Genomic DNA, 17,741 nt, shown 5'->3' on the forward strand with positions numbered 1-17,741 from the left:
CTGTGGATGTACGACAGACAACTTGAGGACTGGCTTAAGAGGGGCAGAGAATAGCACGTAAAACCGGCAAGGAAAACGGTTGCGTAGCGATGTGCCGCCAGGGCGCGACGCGATGTTTGCGCCGCGCGGTACTGTCAGAGGCGATGCTTTTCCTGCCACTCCCTGAGGGAGGATCCCAGGCTTGCCGCGGTAACGCCATTTGGAAACAGATTCATGGTCAGGGCGATTTTTTCCTGATGCTCGTTGTGCTGCAGGGTGAGCCGCAGTTTGTTTCTTTTGCTTTCGATATCGCGGATGTAGCGGGCGGGAATCCGGTAAGTATCGCTGTACAGCGTCGGGGTGAGCAGGATTTCATCGTGCTGAAAATCGAGCAGCGGATGTTTTTTCAGCCGCTGTCCATTCCATAACATCATTAATCCGGCGACCAGAATTAAACCGGAAGGACCAATGCCAATAAAAAACATCACGGCCCCAAGTACTGCCATAATCGCGCTGGGCAGGATGATTTTGTCGGTGTTGATCCTGACTGATGCGGTCTGCGGCGACAGATGCGGTTCGCGCTGCAGCCAGTGAAAACGGTAAGCGCAGTTGCTGCGCTGGAAGCCATATAACATCACGATACTGCCCGGCAGCGTCAACAGTACGCCGCAAAACATCAGCACTACCGAGGTCTTACGCCACAGGCTGAACAGCAACGTGGCGATAATACTCAGTATCATACCGCTCCAGTAGACCACAATGATCGGCCTGACCAGTTCCGGCATATCATCATAAAATGAGGTGAAATGGCGCAGGTAAATGGTAATAAATAAAACATAGACCAGCGCAATTATCATTCCTGTCCAGAATGTTATATTCAGATATTTCATAACGTCCCTGTGGTTATTTTGCGTATTACCCGGTGAGTTATATCCCTGTGGGAGATGAATGGGCAGCCGCTATTTTCCGAATATTGGTACCCACTGTTTTACAGCGGGAAAGGAATTAATTCCACGTCTTCGGCGGTCACTTTGACCATTGAGCCTTCGCTGTGCCAGGCGCCCAGCACCACGCGAAATGCCGCCTGACCGTTGGCGGTCAGCTCATGTATCGCCGGGCGATGAGTGTGGCCGTGAATCAGCCACTGGACGCGCTGTTGTTCCATTTCCGCGACCACGGCGCCGGGGTTGACGTCCATAATCGCCAGCGATTTGCTGCTGTTAGCCGCTTTACTGCCGGCGCGCATCCGGGCGGCGATGCGCTGGCGGATAAATAGCGGCAGGGCGAGGAACAGCTTCTGTAGCCAGGGTTTGTGCACCTGAGCGCGGAATTCCTGGTACTCTTTGTCGTCGATACACAGGGTATCGCCGTGCATGATCAGAATCCGACGGCCATAGAGATCCAGCACCTGGCTTTCCGGCAGCAGGATCATACCGCTTTCCCGGGCAAAGCGCGGGCCCAGCAGAAAGTCCCGGTTGCCGTGGATGAAATAACAGGGAACGCCGCTGTCTGTTAGCTTTTTGAGCGCGGCGGCGATTTCACGATGTAGCGCAGTGGGATCGTCATCACCGATCCACGCTTCAAACAAGTCGCCGAGAATGTACAGCGCCTCCGCCTGGCGGGCGCTGCCGGCCAGAAAACGCAGAAAACCGGCGGTGATCGCCGGTTCTTCCTGGCAGAGATGTAAATCTGCAATAAAAAGCGTCGCCACAGTTACTCGCTGACGGTCACGCTTTCAATGATAACGTCTTCTTTCGGTACGTCCTGGTGCATGCCGCTGCGGCCGGTAGAGACGCCTTTGATTTTGTCTACCACGTCCATACCTTCAACCACTTCGGCGAAGACACAGTAACCCCAGCCCTGCATGCTTTCGCCGCTGAAGTTCAGGAAGTCGTTGTCTACGACGTTGATGAAGAACTGAGCGGTGGCGGAGTGAGGGGCCTGGGTACGGGCCATAGCCAGCGTGCCGCGGGTATTTTTCAGACCGTTATTGGCTTCGTTCTGAATGGAATCTTTGGTAGCTTTCTGTTTCATGCCCGGCTCAAAACCGCCGCCCTGGATCATAAAGCCATTGATCACGCGGTGGAAAATGGTGTTGTTGTAAAAGCCTTCACGACAGTAGTCCAGGAAGTTTTTAACGGTAACCGGCGCTTTGTCGTCAAACGTTTTGATAACGATATCGCCGTGATTAGTGTGAAAAGTGACCATATGTCCATCCTGTTCGGTTAGGTAGTGCCTGAGCATGGTGTTGCTGGCAATTGTAAGAGGCTGTTATAGCATAACTCCCGGCATTGGATCACCTTGCAAAGCATGTGCTTCCTGGAGGATTTCCAGGTTAATATAGACAACCTTATTTTTTACCACACACAGACGCGGAACACCCTGATGTTAAAAATCTTCAATACTTTAAGTCGCCAGAAAGAAGAATTTAAACCGATTCATGCCGGTGAGGTGGGCATGTACGTGTGTGGGATTACCGTCTACGACCTGTGTCATATCGGCCATGGCCGTACTTTTGTCGCTTTCGATACCGTGGCCCGCTATCTGCGCTTCCTCGGCTATAAGCTGAAGTATGTGCGTAACATTACCGATATTGACGATAAAATCATTAAACGCGCCGCCGACAACGGCGAAGACTTTACTGCGCTGGTGGATCGCATGATCGCCGAGATGCATAAAGATTTCGATGCGCTGAATATCCTGCGCCCGGACGTCGAGCCGCGCGCTACCCATCATATACATGAAATTATCGATATCACCCAGCGCCTGATCGACCGTGGGCATGCCTATGTGGCGGGTAATGGCGATGTGATGTTTTCAGTGCCGACCGATCCGCATTATGGCCTACTGTCGCGCCAGGATCTGGAGCAACTCCAGGCCGGCGCGCGGGTAGAAGTGGCGGACGCCAAGCGTAACCCGATGGATTTCGTTCTGTGGAAAATGTCTAAACCCGGCGAGCCGAGCTGGCCGTCGCCGTGGGGGGAAGGGCGTCCGGGCTGGCATATCGAATGTTCCGCCATGAACTGCAAGCAGTTGGGGCACCATTTTGATATTCACGGCGGTGGTTCGGATCTGATGTTTCCACACCATGAGAATGAAATTGCCCAGTCAACCTGCGCCCATGATGGCGAGTACGTCAATTACTGGATGCACTCCGGTATGGTGATGGTGGATCGCGAGAAAATGTCCAAATCGCTGGGCAACTTTTTTACCGTGCGCGATGTGCTGAAATATTACGATCCGGAGACCATCCGTTACTTCCTGATGTCCGGCCACTATCGCAGCCAGCTCAACTACAGCGAAGAGAACCTCAGGCAGGCGCGGGCGTCGCTGGAGCGTCTCTACACCGCGCTGCGCGGCACCGATCGCAGCGCTCCGGCGGCAGGCGGAGAAGCTTTTGAAGCCCGCTTCCGCGAAGCGATGGATGATGATTTCAACACGCCGGAGGCCTATTCGGTGCTGTTTGATATGGCCCGGGAAGTGAACCGTCTGAAAACCGACGATATGGCGGCGGCGCACCAGTTGGCGGCGCATCTGCGTAAACTTTCCGGGGTGCTTGGCCTGCTGGAGCAGGAGCCGGAGCAGTTCCTGCAAAGCGGCGCGCAGGCTGACGATGGCGAAGTGGCGGAGATCGAGCAACTAATTCGCCAGCGTCTGGAGGCCCGCCAGGCGAAAGACTGGGCGGCGGCGGATGCGGCGCGCGATCGCCTTAACGAAATGGGTATTGTGCTGGAAGATGGTCCTCAGGGGACGATCTGGCGCAGGAAGTAGTTCAGGCCGGGTCACGGCGAACCACCTCAAAGCCTGAAAAAGGTTTCTGCGGATTTAACAGCAATCAGAGCGGCGGAAGCCGCTTTTTTTGCGTCGGGAAAACGCTTTTAGCCAGTTTCAGCAGAGAAGGTCTTATAAATAGCCGGGCGCGTAGACAGTCCACAGCCCTTCTTTTATGTTAGCGTTTTATGGGATGCATTCATGGATGTACATAGGGATATGACATGAAAAAAATTTTCAGCCTGTTTCTGATTGTGGGAGTGCTGTTGCTGAGCGGGGCCGGTTATTTTTTCTGGCAGTCGTGGAGTTTCCTGCAGCAGGCGCAGCCGGCGGCCGGGAAAATCGTTGAACTGACCGTCAGTAAGACTAAAGACAATAGTCCCGTCTGGTACCCCACGGTGCGTTTTACCGATAGTCGCGGGGAGGTTCACACCTTTACTTCATCGGTGGGGAGTTCCGGCTGGCGCAACAGTATCGGCAGGCAGGTTGAGGTGTTGTATCTGGCGGGTAGCCCGTCAGAAGCCGAGATCAACAACTTTTCCAGTTTGTGGATCGCGACGTTGATCCCTGGCATTCTGGGGACGGTGTTTTGCGCCATTGGCGGCGGGGCGCTGGGTTTCCAGTCGATGCGCGCCAGGCGCAGCGCGCGGTTGCTGCGCGAAGGAAGGCCGATAGAGGCGGAAATTATTGGCGCGGAAATTAACCATCGCGTCAAGGTCAATGGTCGTTCGCCGTGGCGCGTGGTTTGCCAGTGGCACGATAAGTCAGTCAATGAGGTAGTGCTGTTTTACAGCCATAATCTTTACTTTAATCCCGGCGCCTTTCTTGACCGGCGTAAAACCGCGCTGGTCTACGTCGACAGAAACAATATCAAGCGTTACCACATGGACATTTCCTGGCTGCCAAAGCAGGGGTAGCTCGCGCTATCGCGCCGCGCGCCGCCAGAGCAGGAAGGCCATCACCGTGATGCCCGGGAGCCAGACCCACAGCAGTTCGGAAGCAATAACCTGGTGCCCGGAGGCGGTGAAGTAGCGGGACAGGGAGAATGGCGCCACTTTAATCACCTGGAAGGGCGCGAAAAAGCGTTCGTTGCTCCACGGCCAGAGGAAAGCGACGCCTTTGCCGCCAGTGGTGATGGCATCCAGCAGACTGTGCGACAGCAATGAGACAGTAAGGAAAAGCCAGCAGTGTTTCAGCGAGGCGCCGAACCAGCGGCGGCCCAGCAAAACGCACAACAGGGGCACCAGCAACGCGAACAACAGCGAATGGGTAAAGCCGCGGTGGCCGAACATATTGCCGTAGCTGATGCCAAACTTAAATGACAGCACATCCAGGTCCGGCAGCATAGCCAGCGCCACGCCAGTTAACAGCAGGCGCGTGGGGATGATATTTCTGCCCAGCCCGATGCCCAGACAGAGCGGGATAGCGGCGTGAGTGACAATGGTCGGCACGGTCTTTTCCTGTTGAAAATAAAAGGCAATATACCAGCAGTTGCGTGGCGGATAAGTGAGAGGTTGTCTGAATTGGAACCGGACGGGCCTCTGTGCCGGAGAGGCCCGAAAAATCACGCGGTGACGGTGACGCTCTGGCCGTCGAAACTGACTGTCTGGCCAGCGACGATTTTGCAGCGTTTACGGGTTTCCACCGCGCCATCCACGGTGACCAGCCCTTCGGCAATCGCGATTTTGGCCTGGGCGCCGCTTTCGCTCCAGCCTTCCAGTTTCAGCAGATCGCACAGCTCAACGTGTGGGTGCTTACCAAGAGAAAAGGTTGCCACTTATGCTTCCTCCACGTCGTGATACTCTTCGCAGGCCTGCAGCGTATTCTGGATTAGCGTCGCAACCGTCATTGGGCCGACGCCTCCCGGTACTGGCGTGATATAGGATGCCCGCGCCGCGGCTTCGTCGAAGCTCACATCGCCCACCACTTTGCCGCTTTCCAGGCGGTTAATGCCGACATCAATGACGATGGCACCTTCTTTAATCCATTCCCCGGGAATAAAACCGGGTTTACCTACCGCGACGATCAGTAAATCGGCGTGTTCGACGTGATGGCGCAGGTTTTTGGTAAAACGGTGGGTTACGGTAGTGGTACATCCTGCCAGCAGCAGTTCCATACTCATCGGGCGGCCGACAATGTTAGAGGCGCCAATGACCACGGCGTTGAGGCCATAGGTATCAACATTGTAGCGCTCCAGCAGGGTGACGATACCGCGCGGCGTGCAGGGGCGCAGACGCGGCGCGCGCTGGCACAGGCGGCCAACGTTATAGGGGTGGAAGCCATCCACATCTTTATCCGGCGTGATGCGTTCCAGCACTTTGACATAATCAATGCCTGCCGGCAGGGGGAGCTGAACCAGAATGCCGTCTATCGTGGTATCGGCGTTCAGGGTATCAATCAGTTCCAGCAGTTCGGCTTCGCTGGTGGTTTCCGGCAGATCGTAAGAGCGGGAAATGAACCCAACTTCTTCACAGGCTTTGCGCTTACTGCCTACATAAATCTGCGAAGCGGGGTTATTGCCGACCAGAATAACCGCCAGACCCGGGGCGCGTTTGCCGGCCGCCAGGCGCGCCTGTACTTTTTCCGCAACTTCAGCGCGTACCTGCTGCGCAATCGTTTTACCGTCAATAATCTTTGCTGCCATCAGAGAGAGGATTCCATCTGTCATCAAAAAGAAGGGGGAGTGCGGCTATTTTGTCAGAAGCGCGGCGTGCTGTCAGTCAGGATTATAAGTTTGTGGTCAATTGTCCGTCATGTGGTTGAAAAGGCATTGACTCACCGGGTGCGGACCGTATAATCCAAACCGCCCCGCACCGTATCGCCGATGCGGGGCGCCTTTTCTTAAGGCGCCCTTAGCTCAGCTGGATAGAGCAACGGCCTTCTAAGCCGTAGGTCACAGGTTCGAATCCTGTAGGGCGTGCCATTAAGAAACAGTTACTTACGCAAGTTTTAGCCCAGCCTGATTTTCTCCTTGTGTCGTATTTGTGTCGCTCGCGCCAAAAATGGCGTCAATTTTCCGTGCGTGTTCGGTCAAATGGTTTGGTGCCAGGTGAGCATATCGGCGCACCATCTCGATGCTCTCCCATCCGCCCATTTCCTGCAAAACAGAAAGCGGGACACCGGACTGGATTAACCAGCTCGCCCAGGTATGCCGGAGGTCGTGAAAACGGAAATCCTCTATCCCCGCTTTTTTCAGTCCGGCGCGCCAGGCGTTATTGTCATCCACTCGCATCTTTCTCACTGCGGGCGTCAGCGTTCCGTCAGGGCGATGTTTTGCCGTGGTGTGAACAAACACCCACTGGGAATGCTTCCCTATCTGATCCCTTAATACCCTGCATGCGGTATCATTCAGAGCTACGCCAATCGCCTTGCCCGCTTTTGCGTTCTCCGGATTTACCCATGCAACCTTTCTCTGCATATCGACCTGCTGCCACTCAAGCCCGATGATGTTTGAGCGGCGCAGACCGGTTGCCAGTGCAAATATCACCACTGGCTTAATGCTCTCCGGCATGCACTCGATCAAACGCTCAGCTTCTTCTCTGGTAAGCCACCGTATCCGCTTACTGATCGGCTTGCGGGTTTTGATAACATGAGCTGTTTTTATCCAGCCCCAGTCATTCGCCGCGGCCCTGAGAAGGGATCGAATGAAGGAAAGGTGTTGCGCCTTCGTCGCCTGCGAAACCTGCCGTGGTTTGTACTCCGGAACTGGCTTGCCTTTCCTCAACGCAGCATCACGTTTACTTTCCCACACCTGCAGGTGCTTACGGTTGATCATCCCGTTAACGGCTTCGTGAACTTCCTCCGCCGTTATCTTCGAGACATCACGGCCGGAAAAATGCTGCAGCCAAAACTCAATTTTGGTTTTGTCATCATCCAGCGATCGCTTATGGTCCTTTTCGCGCAACCACCGGATGCAGCATTCTTCGAAGGTTCTGACGGGCAGGTCGCCGATCTGGTCAACCCGCCACGCTTCCGCCTTCAACTTGTCGTGGAGCTCCTGAGCTTGCTTTTTGTCCCCCGTTCCAAGAGATCGCCTAACTCTTTTCCCTGACGGCGTAAAGAAATGACAGTGCCACATGCCGCCTCTGAGGGTGATGGACATAAAATATCTCCTTTATGCTCACCCGCGTTCGCTCGTTTAGTTTCCTGCGGGGATGACAAATACGCAATACATGCCGCTTCGGTCGTTCTGTACTTGTTGCCGACCTTACGGCCGGCGAGTTCTCCTGACTCAATCAGGCGGTAGATTACCCGCGCCGACACGATGAGTAAGTCGGCGGCCTGCTGAGCTGTTATCGGTTTGTCTGACGCCATATCACCTCCGATGCTTTCTGCGCTCATGCTGCTGCCTCCCGTTTTGCGATTAGTCGGGATCCGAAATTCATCAGAACATCACGCTCAATGGTCGTGAACCGGCAATGAGTACGTGGATAGGGATGCCAGATAATCAGCATCGACCCTTTGTTATTTCCGCTGACTGGTTTACCGGATACCGGATTGATAAAGGCCAGACGTCCCCCGACGATAAAGCGTACTTCGCTGGCCGTCTCGATAGCCTCACGGAACCAGCCAACAGACGTATCAGCCGGTACCAGCATTACCGTGCCGATCTGATTTCTGGCTTCAGCAGTTGCCTTCTGAACAAACGGGTTGATATCGCTGTAAGGTGGGTTGAGCCATGCATAACCAGGTGCCACCAGGAAGTCAGCCCACGGTGTAGTCAGCGTATTCTGCTCTTCCGTGATATAGCGGTTGCACAGCGCATTATCAGCAGATGCGGCCGCGTCCAGCGTCAGGCAGAATTCTGCATCCAGAGCGACGAACAGAGAGAGCGGCGTTTGCCACAGGTTTCTCTGTTCAACAGGCGTTTTACTTCCTCCATAACCACTCGCAGATTTTTTAGCTGGCAGCGTGGCGGCGATACGCTCGCCAATCCAGCGCATCACCGGTACAGCCATTGAGTTACCGATCGCTTTATAGCGCGGACCATCAGCAGCACGACCGCAGCATTCCTCAAACGTCAACTTTCCGCCACGCATGAGATATTTTGCGTAGTCGCGGTCCATTTTTTCAGGGCTGATTCTGCGCCCGTATTCAATAAGCGTGTGATCGTCAGGAAAACCCTGCAGGCGTTCGCACTCGCGCGGCGTCAGGCGGCGAACTTGCATTCCCCAGCTGATAGCACCAACGCCCATACCCGCGCGGCCGCCATTTGGTGTTAAAAGCGCATTGGCTACACCATCATTACGTATTTCAACCGTAGACCCTTCATTGCGGCCGCGAATAGCAAGGGTGAAAGGTTCAGAAAAAATGGCATTTTCCTGCCCATGATTTCTACCCAATGTATGGGCCACATCAATATTTGTGTCAGGGTCTTGCGTGCCGTGAACGGTCAAAACTGCCAAATGCTCATGGCTTTCCTGTTCCCGGGCGCGTAGAGTTCCAGCACCCTGGCGCCAGGCTCCAGCGCCAGTGCTACTAAAAATTATCGGTGCCTCATGGTTACATGTGATAGTCGGCGCCGAATCATCGGTTTTTATCTCCGCGCCAGCTTGTCCGTGAGCCATAGCGATAACTGGCGTACCGCGCCCTGTGCCATCTTCACTTCCATCAAACCCTCTCGCCTTGAGCGTATGCGCCACATCACCATAAACCGACTGCGCAATCAGATGTCCTGCCTGTGCTTGGTTGTCATCTGCGCCACACGTTCCAACGCCTCGCGCAGTAAGCGCGGCAACTGCCATTTGCGCTTCTCTGCCCGGCGGAGTATCCCGGCGCACGCTGTCGAGCTCAAAAAGTACCGTTGCGGGATCGAATCCCTTTCGAGCACTTGCGACAACGAACACACGGCGGCGGCGTTGGGCCACTCCGAAAAATTGAGCATCAAGGACGCGCCAGGCAATAGCCCTTTGTGGTCCAGACACACAACCTGCGTGCGTCCATTTTCCCCCTGCTGGCTGCAACTCACTGCTTTCTCCGGCAAGTCCTGCCAGAAAGCACCCGAAAGCATTGTCTTTGCTGCTGAGCACACCGGGGACGTTTTCCCAGACGATGATCGCTTCTTCTTCTCCGCGCTCGATGCGCTTGTCGTCGATTGCATTTGCTAATTCCACGTAAGAAAGGGTTAACTGACCGCGAGCGTCGGAAAGACCGTTTCGCAGACCTGCAACGCTGAACGCCTGGCACGGCGTGCCACCAACTAACACCTCAGGCGCCTGTACCTCTCCCGAGCGCACCGCTGCAGCGATTTTTGTCATATCGCCAAGGTTCACGACTTCCGGCCAGTAGTTGGCCAGCACGGCGGATGGAAACGGCTCTATCTCCGCGAACCACGCCGGACTCCACCCCAATGGCCCCCAGGCGACGCTGGCGGCTTCGATACCACTACATACAGATCCGTAAATCATCGCGCACCTCTTATCATTTCCACTGATCTCCAAACTTGAACTCGATTTCAGCCAGCGATTCGTCCATCTTGCTGATGAACTCCGGCACCATTTCGTTGAAGTCGGACATGTACTTTTCGTCGCGCTCAACAACCACGTGGTGAATGCCTTCTCGCTTCATGCGGGGGTCATAATTCGCGAAATACCAGGCATCCTTTCCGGTTACCCACATGCTGAATTGCACCTGGGCCATGTAGGCGGATTTGATAGCCTCAAAGCCGCCAAGCCGGAATTTCATGAAATCGCGAGAGGTGAAAGGGCACTTCAGCTCAAGGCCGCGGCCATCACTGCACAGGCCGTCTGGTGAGCAGGCGGTGCGCATACCTTCGTCACGGAAAAGGATCGGCGACTCGGTTACCTGCACGTCGGTGGTGAACTCAAACAGGGTGCGAGCGTCAGCCTCATACTGCTTCCCCCAGGCCAGCGCCTTAGCGTTAACTTCCGGTGCCACGCCGGTGCAAACCTCAGCGAGTAGCGTGTGGAAGTAGGACATTTTCATGTCTGTCCACTTCTTTCCCGATCTTGGCTTGGCAATAACGTTGTGTACTTCTGAGGCGGTGATGACGCCGAGGCGCAGCCGGTGCCATGCCTCGTCACCTTGCTGGATAGTGGTTACGTCAATACCGCTCCGGGCCAGGATAATATCTGGTGTCATGCTGCCGCCTTTTGCCTGAGGAACCCGAGAGCCTTAACACCTTCCAGTTCTGTCAGGTCGGCTGGCTGCGAGATAGGGCGTTTGAAAATGCGTGAACAGAGAGGGAGAAGATCGGTATCCCATGTCTTATCCAAAGAGACAAGCAGGTCGTTAATCTCTTTCTGCGTGGCTTCGCTAAGCGGCGTTATATCGCGCTCAGGCTGACGCTCTGCTGTAAAGTTGATACCTTCTTCGCCCTCGGTGTTAACGTGGTCTATGGCGGCGTCCAGGCGCTCACGGCGAGGCCAGTATTTTGCTGCCTGCTTCACGACCGTCTTGAGGATCATCTGCTCTTCATCGGTGACCCATGGACACTTCTTGCTATTGTCGGATTTGTACTTCTTCCACGCTTCTGAGCGGTCACGGATGGAGTAGATGGCATCGATGCGCATCGTATGGGTGAGGTAATCACCATCGTCAGTTTTTACCGTTACATACGCGCCTACGATGTCCCCGCGCTGCTCTTCAGTATCGAAGTCGTTGTAGATGTGGATCGGCGGCTTATCGAGCCCCTCGCGGCGGAACTGGTCGTTTCTGCGAACAATTGCCGACTGGCACCACTTAATGGCGCCAGACTGCTGCGCAATATGCATCAGCCCCATGTAACTGATGTCGAGGCAAATTGCCCCTTTACGCGGAACCAGGTAAGCCAGCTTCTGGGCTGGGTTTAGCGAAATACCGATGGCCGCAACGTTGATGATCGCGTTCTGCGTGCTGGTCTGGTTCTGGAATGCAACTTTGGCGAGGTAGTCGTTATTCTGAAATAGCTGGATGGCGAACTGACTTTCCTTAGCCCACACCATCCGCTCATCAGTAGCCGCCTTAATGAAAAGCGGCTCCTGTTGTTTGACGAAATCAACAAGGGTTAAGCTCATAATCCCTCCTTAGAACGGGCTGATAGGATGAAGGAGATCCCACTCTTCCTCTGCACGGTCATAGCAAAGGTGAGTGATATAGTCGTTGTAATGCTCAACTGCTCTATCACCGGTTAGCACCAGAGTGGCTGCTACTGGAAGGAAGAGGGAGCGCATTGAAAGTGGGTCTTCCGGGAACATGGCGATCAATTCTTTCGCCCGGTCGTCGATCCACTTCTCTTTCTCGTCGGTGAGCTGCTGCTCAACCCAGCGCCGATCTTCAATGCGGTCGTAAGTTAGGTATGCGTTCATGGCTGAACTCCTGAAATTTGGTTGTAAGAATCCTGGCGCGATGAAAGCCGCCTGATAACTCAGTTAAATTCTTTGATTACCGACTGATGCCTTGGCCCAACCCGTTTAGATAAACCTCAACCAGCAAATCGGTTGTGTAAGTGCGCTCAATGCCGCGATGCAGATAGAGGCGACCGCGTTTGTTTGCTGATGCTGTCCAGGTGCCTTCCCGATACTTTACGAGCATTCCGGGCATAACAGCTCCGCGGTTAACGGTCTGGGTTCCATAGTGATGGCTAATCATTGAATACCCCCGCATAGTGAAGAGCGACCAGCGCAGCTACAGCCCACAGTGGAATCATTACAGCCAGGACTTTGCAGAGAGATCGCCAGCCTTTGAGCGACATCCCGCAACTACCATCGTCAAATTCGTTGTTATTCATTTCAACCTCTGCCTTATCGCCGGCCAGCGGAACGTTTATCACCTGACAACAATGCGTTTGTTGTCGATGTGATAAACATTACAAGCAAAACTAGAACGTGTAAAGGTTATTTCTAGAAAATCTTTAAATTCGAGGTGTAAAAAGACGCGAAGTTAACCGCGCTGATGAGTGGGGGTTAGTTAGAAATATTTTTTATGATGTCTGCAACGTCGCCCTTGAGCAGGTCAAGCTCCTTAAGGACGCCCTTTGCGTGGACGATAAGCCGGTTCTTCTCTGCATCAGGCATTTGGTTAAAAAGTGCCAGCAAAGCCTGTTCTTTATCATCAAGTGGAGTGGCGCGAGCCAGTTCCTGAAGCTCTTCTTCGGTTGGTTCTTCACCTGGTGGTAAAAAGAACCAGTGCCCAGGCTTACCCGTTGCAGCAGATAACCTCTTCAGGCGATCACCCCTGGCAGTCGTATCACCTCTTGACCATTGATGGGTCGCTTGCGGGCTCACCATAACTCTGCGAGCAAGCTCGGAAAGGTTCCAGCCAGTTTGCTGCAGTATCAGGTTTATGCGGAAGGCGAAATTTTTATTTTCTTCTTTCATGTCACCCATTCTACAAACCTACCTTGTAAACATCACTTCAAGACTTGTTCAAGAAAAACTAGAAATACTTGAAGCTTGAATGTATAGTTTTCCTTGAAACGAACAAGGAGACTATATGACCCCTGAATTAAAGAACCAGATTTGCACGCTCAAGAGTCAAACAGAAATTGCTGTCGCTTTGGGAACAAAGCCACAAACAGTAAGCCTGTGGTTGAGTGGGAAAGTACCTGCGAATCGCGTTATTCCATTGTGTCAAGCGCTTAATTGGAGCGTTACGCCCCATGAAGTGCGTGAAGATATCTATCCAAACCCAACAGATGGACTTCCCAGCCAGGAGGCATAGCCATGCTTGCATACACGGATTTTACCGAATGCAACCCCGGCGCGTTGATAAATCAAAATCAGCGCGCCGCCGCAGACCCGCCAGATCATGAGGCCCTGCGCAGCGCCGTTCGCGCCTGGGGTAACGCTGCAGGCCAGGACGTTGTCGCGGCGCTCATATTGGAACGCTGGCGAGCTCAGGGGGGCCATAACCTTGATATCCCCGACGACCTGAGCCGGCAGCGCCAGAAACTTTTCCGCTGGCTGGACGGCGACACAGAGCGCGCTCGGGCAAACGTCCGGGAACTGGCTCCCGCCATCATGGACGTTTTGCCGCTGGAATACCGGGATCGGGTGATGCCGCGAGATGATGACCTGATTACCCGGCTCACCGCTGCGATCAGCTGCTGCGGACGTGCAAAGCAGGCTGTCATGCTCAATGCGCCGGAACACCAGAAATTACGGGAACTGAGTCAGGGGATTATCTCGTTGTTCAGGCTGGCGCCAGAGTCCATTTACCCGCTGCTGGATATGGTGACTGTGGCGCTGGGCGCGGGGGTGTTATGAGCTGGGAAAGCTTCAAGGTGAAAGCCGCTGCGCGCCAACGCAAACGGCTCTCAGGTGCAACAAACGTGAGTAATGTGCGAGGTCAATTCTAATGCCAAAGCGTAAAAAGTACCAGGAAAATGAGGAGAGACGCCTTCAGGACTCCCCTGATGGGCTGGTGGTTGCCGCGTCAAAAAACAGGGCGTTCGCCGAACGTCTTGTTGGCGTTATCCGCCTGGCTATGGCTACGTCGGGAGTGAAAAATGGGCGTCGTTAATTTAGCAGACTACCAGCCTCAGCGTGAGGTATTGGAGAGAAAAGTGGCGAGTCTTGATGACGGTTATATGCGTATTGCTACCAGCATCGGGAGGCTTAAGCCAAAACTGAAACTTGCAGGTCGTGAGCATCAGGTTCTGGATGCCGTTATCTACTGCACTTTTGGCTGGAATAAGTCAGAGGACAAGGTAACGAATACATATCTGGCTGAAGTGACAGGCCTGGACGATTCGGATGTAGCAGCTGCCCTGAATGTTCTGGCAGAGCGCAGGATTATTAATCTGCGTAAGGTGGGAGGGTTCAAGCTGGTAAGCGTTAACGTAAGCATTGATAAATGGGTTCTCAGCAAGCTACCAAAAAAATCACCCAAGATGTTGGGTGAAATTACCCAAAATGTTGGGCGAAAAGATGTTTTGGGTTGGGCGGAATCACCCAACACCCTAAACAGTCTTACCAAAGACAATATAAATACCCCCCTTACCCCCCAGGGGGAAAGCGAAGGTCAGGATGAGAAATCACCCAAAATCTCACCGCCTGACTACCAGAACTTCCTGGCGGTCTACAACCAGGTACTTGGTGACAGACTACCCAACGCCCGGGATCTGACTGACAAACGGCGCAAGGGGATAAAAAAACTCCTGTCCCGCCTGAAGACCCCAACGATCGACGGGTGGAAGGCATACCTGCAGGCCTTCGCCGACCATGCAAAGCCGTTTTATTTCGGCGAAAACAAAACGGGCTGGCGAGCCGATTTTGATTTCATGCTACGGGAAACCACCCTTGTGGGCGTTCGCGAAGGAAAATTCGCTGAGCCGGGAGGTGACCAGTGAGCATCGTTAACCAGGACCTGGAGGCGAGCGTAATTGGCGGTCTGCTGATCAGCGGCATGACGCCGGAGGCGGTCGAAGTGCTGGCAACACTGGCGCCGGACGCATTCGCGATACCGCTGTACCGCGCGATTTACCAGGAGATTCAACGCCAGGCGCGAACGCGGAATCTCATCGACGTCATGCTGGTGGCCGAGGCGATGGGCGAAAATCACTTCGCTGATGTGATGGAGACGTACCGGGCCTGCCCCAGCGCGGCGAACCTGCGCGGCTACGCACAGCGTGTTAACGCAAATTTTGAGCGGCGCCAGGTCATCAACGCAATGACCGAAACCTATAACCGCATTGAAACCGGCACGCTGGACGTTGCAGAGCAGGCTATTCAGGAACTGGTGTCCCGTATTAGCGAGATCTGCAAACCGGCCGACGAAATTCAGCCCGTGCATGCAAACGAGCTGATGGAAACGTACACAGAAACAATAGAGTCTCGCCTGAAGAACGGCAATGAATCCGACACGCTGAAAACTGGCATTGAAGACCTGGACCGGATAACCGGCGGCATTAACGCTGAGGATCTGGTGATTGTGGCTGCCAGGCCAGGGATGGGTAAAACCGAGTTTGCGCTTAAGGTGGCCACCGGCGTGGCGGAGCAGTGCACCCCTGCAGGACTGCGGCGCGGTGTGCTGATTTTCAGCATGGAAATGTCCGCAATGCAGGTTATCGAGCGTGCGGTGGCCGGGGCTGGTGGTATGTCGGTATCGGTGCTGCGCAACCCCGCCAGAATGAACGACGAAGCCTGGGCGCGGGTATCCAACGGCATTGGCCGGTTGTGTGATGTTGATGTGTGGATCGTGGATGCGTCGAACCTCACAGCTGACCAGATATGTGCCATATCAACCCGTCATAAACACAAATACCCTGGTCTGTCGCTGATCATTGTGGACTACCTCGGGCTGGTGGCTCTGCCGAGGGCCGACCGTCACGATCTGGCCGTTGGCTATGTATCCAGCAGCTTTAAACGCCTGGCAAAGNGCGATGCCAACCTGCCAGATCGTACATTTGTAATCATGGGGGAGAGTTACGCAATAACAATCACGAACGGTGAGCATGTGCGCGCCGGATGTCAGAACCACACCTCAGAACAATGGCGGGCATTCAGCAAAGAGGAAATAGCAGAAATGGACGGTCGCAGGGCTCTGAAATTTTACCCTCGCCTGCTGGATATCATTGATTTTTACCTCGGTACTGGAGAGAGACCCGAGTGGGTAAAGACCAACCATGGGGGTTGCAATGACTAACAGATACAGAGCAGCAGCATCTGACAGCATGATTGCTGCAGATGCCGGCGAATATGTGAAATACGAGGATTACCTGGCGCTTGCTGCTGAGCGTGACGCAGCACTGAAAGCAGAATGCGTCTGGCCGTTGGCTATGTATCCAGCAGCTTTAAACGCCTGGCAAAGAAACTGCGTACACCCGCGGTGGTGCTGTGTCAGTTGTCACGCGACGTGGAGAAACGCCCGAACAAACGCCCGGTCAATGCTGATTTGCGTGATTCGGGGAATATCGAACAGGACGCTGATCGGATTTTCATGCTTTACCGTGACGCGGTTTACAACGAGGAATCACCCGCGGCGCCATTCGCTGAAATCATCGTGACAAAAAACCGTTTCGGGACCATGGGAACAGCTTATCAGCGTTTCATCAACGGGCATTTCCATGACTGCGACCAGGACGAGGCGCGCAGCGCGTCAAAGCGGGCGGCCGCACCCAGACAACAGCAGCGGCGGTACGCAACCGGCGCGGATGTGTGAGGAAACAACATGAGTAATTACTGTGAAAACTGCGGTTGCCGTAAAGTCTCCGGCTACTGCACAAACTGTCAGGAAGAAGCGTACATCGCATTTGTTCAGGCTCCCGATATGGATTTCAGTGAAGAATTTATGCGGGAAGCGTGGCGGCAGGAAAACGAGCGCAACAGCAAAGGGGGTGAGGCGTGAATACCGCATCAATCGTAGTTCCATCCGACATCAAAACGATGATCCGCGAAATTGAGACGGCATATAACCGCTATCTGACAGAGTTTCGCATTCCTGACGACCACAAAATCGTCGTTAATTTTTCAGCCGGAAAAGACAGCACGACGACAGCTATTATCGCCCATCACCTGTTCGGCGACAGGGTACAGAATGTGATGGCTGACACTGACAACGAACATGATTTGACTGTCGAATTCGCGCGCAATATCCACCTGCAAATCGGCTGTAAACCCGTGCAGATTGTTAAGCGGATTTATACAGACGCTGAGTTTGAGCGTCGTCGGAAATCACTTATGGAGCGCTGGCCAAAACGGCAGGTAATTCGAATGGGCGCGTACCGTGGCGTAGTCATGCCATCGTTAGCGCGGTCAGATACAAAATTCGGCCATGAATGGCTCAGGACAGCCGAGCGCTGGGGCATTGATTTTCAAACCCCTCTTGAGGCGGCTCTCTCTGTTTTACATCCCAGCGGTAATAGTTTTCTGGACGCTGCGCTGCTGCATGGGAAATTCCCGATGATGCGTGACCGTTTTTGCACTGATGAATTAAAAATACAGATTGCATTTGATGCCGCGATTAAGCCGCTTCTTGATGACGGTGAGGTCATCGTTCAGTGGTCTGGCGTGCGTGCAGATGAGTCCGACAAACGCGCCGGATATGACCGT

At 54.1% G+C, this 17,741-nt stretch carries 23 protein-coding genes, 1 tRNA gene and 2 pseudogenes; 11 read left to right on the top strand and 15 right to left on the bottom strand.

Annotated features, from left to right (window positions below):
• Nucleotides 1-134: 134 nt before the first annotated feature.
• The 3 genes from AQ981_RS10095 to ppiB form a co-directional block, all read right to left on the bottom strand.
• Nucleotides 135-869: a hypothetical protein gene (locus AQ981_RS10095; RefSeq protein WP_058911614.1), complete on the bottom strand. Its 735-nt coding sequence runs from the start codon at nucleotides 867-869 to the stop codon at nucleotides 135-137.
• 98 nt (nucleotides 870-967) lie between these two features.
• Nucleotides 968-1,690, bottom strand: coding sequence for a UDP-2,3-diacylglucosamine diphosphatase (gene lpxH, locus AQ981_RS10100; protein ID WP_058911615.1), 723 nt, complete (start codon nucleotides 1,688-1,690; stop codon nucleotides 968-970).
• Nucleotides 1,691-1,692: 2 nt separating this feature from the next.
• Nucleotides 1,693-2,187, bottom strand: coding sequence for a peptidylprolyl isomerase B (gene ppiB, locus AQ981_RS10105; RefSeq protein ID WP_058911616.1), 495 nt, complete (start codon nucleotides 2,185-2,187; stop codon nucleotides 1,693-1,695).
• 177 nt (nucleotides 2,188-2,364) lie between these two features.
• Here ppiB and cysS point away from each other — a divergent pair, with 177 nt between their 5' ends.
• Entirely contained in the window at nucleotides 2,365-3,750 is a 1,386-nt protein-coding gene (gene cysS / locus AQ981_RS10110) for a cysteine--tRNA ligase (protein WP_058911654.1), read from the top strand.
• Nucleotides 3,751-3,974: 224 nt separating this feature from the next.
• Nucleotides 3,975-4,667 (top strand): DUF3592 domain-containing protein, encoded by a 693-nt coding sequence (locus tag AQ981_RS10115; protein WP_058911617.1) that lies wholly within the window; start codon nucleotides 3,975-3,977, stop codon nucleotides 4,665-4,667.
• Nucleotides 4,668-4,673: 6 nt separating this feature from the next.
• Here AQ981_RS10115 and AQ981_RS10120 read toward each other — a convergent pair whose 3' ends face one another.
• From AQ981_RS10120 to folD, 3 genes are all read right to left on the bottom strand, one after another.
• Nucleotides 4,674-5,201, bottom strand: a complete 528-nt coding sequence (locus tag AQ981_RS10120; RefSeq protein ID WP_058911618.1) for a metal-dependent hydrolase — start codon at nucleotides 5,199-5,201, stop codon at nucleotides 4,674-4,676.
• A 113-nt stretch (nucleotides 5,202-5,314) separates the two neighbouring features.
• On the bottom strand, nucleotides 5,315-5,527 hold the full coding sequence (gene ybcJ, locus AQ981_RS10125) for a ribosome-associated protein YbcJ (RefSeq protein ID WP_058911619.1): 213 nt from the start codon (nucleotides 5,525-5,527) through the stop codon (nucleotides 5,315-5,317).
• Entirely contained in the window at nucleotides 5,528-6,394 is an 867-nt protein-coding gene (folD, locus tag AQ981_RS10130; protein WP_058911620.1) for a bifunctional methylenetetrahydrofolate dehydrogenase/methenyltetrahydrofolate cyclohydrolase FolD, read from the bottom strand. It abuts the gene before it with no gap.
• A 202-nt stretch (nucleotides 6,395-6,596) separates the two neighbouring features.
• Between folD and AQ981_RS10135 the strand changes: the two genes are divergently transcribed.
• Nucleotides 6,597-6,673: transfer RNA gene (locus AQ981_RS10135), tRNA-Arg, on the top strand.
• Between the two features lie 15 nt (nucleotides 6,674-6,688).
• Here the strand turns inward: AQ981_RS10135 and AQ981_RS10140 are convergent.
• From AQ981_RS10140 to AQ981_RS10165, 9 genes and pseudogenes are all read right to left on the bottom strand, one after another.
• Complete coding sequence (locus tag AQ981_RS10140; RefSeq protein ID WP_249226302.1) at nucleotides 6,689-7,828, bottom strand: tyrosine-type recombinase/integrase; 1,140 nt, start codon at nucleotides 7,826-7,828, stop codon at nucleotides 6,689-6,691.
• Nucleotides 7,729-8,091: an excisionase family DNA-binding protein gene (locus tag AQ981_RS25910; RefSeq protein WP_071608859.1), complete on the bottom strand. Its 363-nt coding sequence runs from the start codon at nucleotides 8,089-8,091 to the stop codon at nucleotides 7,729-7,731. Before AQ981_RS25910 ends, AQ981_RS10140 begins: the two co-directional genes overlap by 100 nt.
• Nucleotides 8,088-8,693, bottom strand: coding sequence for a phage N-6-adenine-methyltransferase (locus tag AQ981_RS28660; RefSeq protein WP_476701394.1), 606 nt, complete (start codon nucleotides 8,691-8,693; stop codon nucleotides 8,088-8,090). The genes AQ981_RS25910 and AQ981_RS28660 overlap by 4 nt, the downstream gene beginning before the upstream one ends.
• 945 nt (nucleotides 8,694-9,638) lie before the next feature.
• Nucleotides 9,639-10,157: pseudogene (locus tag AQ981_RS28665) on the bottom strand (DNA cytosine methyltransferase); the annotation flags it as partial.
• 13 nt (nucleotides 10,158-10,170) lie between these two features.
• Nucleotides 10,171-10,851 (bottom strand): lambda exonuclease family protein, encoded by a 681-nt coding sequence (locus AQ981_RS10150; protein ID WP_058911622.1) that lies wholly within the window; start codon nucleotides 10,849-10,851, stop codon nucleotides 10,171-10,173.
• Entirely contained in the window at nucleotides 10,848-11,765 is a 918-nt protein-coding gene (locus AQ981_RS10155) for a recombinase RecT (protein ID WP_058911623.1), read from the bottom strand. The genes AQ981_RS10150 and AQ981_RS10155 overlap by 4 nt, the downstream gene beginning before the upstream one ends.
• Before the next feature lie 9 nt (nucleotides 11,766-11,774).
• Nucleotides 11,775-12,056, bottom strand: coding sequence for a host nuclease inhibitor GamL (gene gamL / locus AQ981_RS10160; RefSeq protein WP_058911624.1), 282 nt, complete (start codon nucleotides 12,054-12,056; stop codon nucleotides 11,775-11,777).
• Nucleotides 12,057-12,132: 76 nt separating this feature from the next.
• Complete coding sequence (locus tag AQ981_RS28050; RefSeq protein ID WP_071608860.1) at nucleotides 12,133-12,339, bottom strand: cell division inhibitor protein; 207 nt, start codon at nucleotides 12,337-12,339, stop codon at nucleotides 12,133-12,135.
• A 314-nt stretch (nucleotides 12,340-12,653) separates the two neighbouring features.
• The gene (locus AQ981_RS10165) at nucleotides 12,654-13,076 is read right to left on the bottom strand and encodes a helix-turn-helix domain-containing protein (RefSeq protein ID WP_058911625.1); all 423 of its coding nucleotides are present in this window, start codon (nucleotides 13,074-13,076) and stop codon (nucleotides 12,654-12,656) included.
• A 106-nt stretch (nucleotides 13,077-13,182) separates the two neighbouring features.
• Between AQ981_RS10165 and AQ981_RS10170 the strand changes: the two genes are divergently transcribed.
• The 8 genes and pseudogenes from AQ981_RS10170 to AQ981_RS10195 all read left to right on the top strand — a co-directional run.
• Nucleotides 13,183-13,410, top strand: a complete 228-nt coding sequence (locus AQ981_RS10170; RefSeq protein ID WP_058911626.1) for a transcriptional regulator — start codon at nucleotides 13,183-13,185, stop codon at nucleotides 13,408-13,410.
• Nucleotides 13,411-13,412: 2 nt separating this feature from the next.
• The gene (locus AQ981_RS10175; protein WP_058911627.1) at nucleotides 13,413-13,955 is read left to right on the top strand and encodes a toxin YdaT family protein; all 543 of its coding nucleotides are present in this window, start codon (nucleotides 13,413-13,415) and stop codon (nucleotides 13,953-13,955) included.
• A gap of 91 nt (nucleotides 13,956-14,046) precedes the next feature.
• Nucleotides 14,047-14,211, top strand: a complete 165-nt coding sequence (locus AQ981_RS28055) for a hypothetical protein (RefSeq protein WP_241167830.1) — start codon at nucleotides 14,047-14,049, stop codon at nucleotides 14,209-14,211.
• The gene (locus tag AQ981_RS10180) at nucleotides 14,198-15,040 is read left to right on the top strand and encodes a replication protein (protein ID WP_058911628.1); all 843 of its coding nucleotides are present in this window, start codon (nucleotides 14,198-14,200) and stop codon (nucleotides 15,038-15,040) included. Before AQ981_RS28055 ends, AQ981_RS10180 begins: the two co-directional genes overlap by 14 nt.
• Before the next feature lie 2 nt (nucleotides 15,041-15,042).
• On the top strand, nucleotides 15,043-16,068 hold a 1,026-nt coding region (locus AQ981_RS10185), incomplete at its 3' end, for a DnaB-like helicase C-terminal domain-containing protein (RefSeq protein ID WP_154675928.1).
• 378 nt (nucleotides 16,069-16,446) lie between these two features.
• Nucleotides 16,447-16,851: pseudogene (locus AQ981_RS10190) on the top strand (DnaB-like helicase C-terminal domain-containing protein); the annotation flags it as partial.
• Nucleotides 16,852-16,860: 9 nt separating this feature from the next.
• The gene (locus AQ981_RS28060; protein ID WP_249226299.1) at nucleotides 16,861-17,037 is read left to right on the top strand and encodes a hypothetical protein; all 177 of its coding nucleotides are present in this window, start codon (nucleotides 16,861-16,863) and stop codon (nucleotides 17,035-17,037) included.
• Nucleotides 17,034-17,741 (top strand): phosphoadenosine phosphosulfate reductase domain-containing protein (locus AQ981_RS10195; RefSeq protein ID WP_249226300.1); only part of this gene is annotated, 708 nt, incomplete at its 3' end. The genes AQ981_RS28060 and AQ981_RS10195, both read left to right, overlap by 4 nt.

The organism is Entomohabitans teleogrylli, assembly GCF_001484765.1.
Classification (GTDB): Bacteria; Pseudomonadota; Gammaproteobacteria; order Enterobacterales; family Enterobacteriaceae; genus Entomohabitans; species Entomohabitans teleogrylli.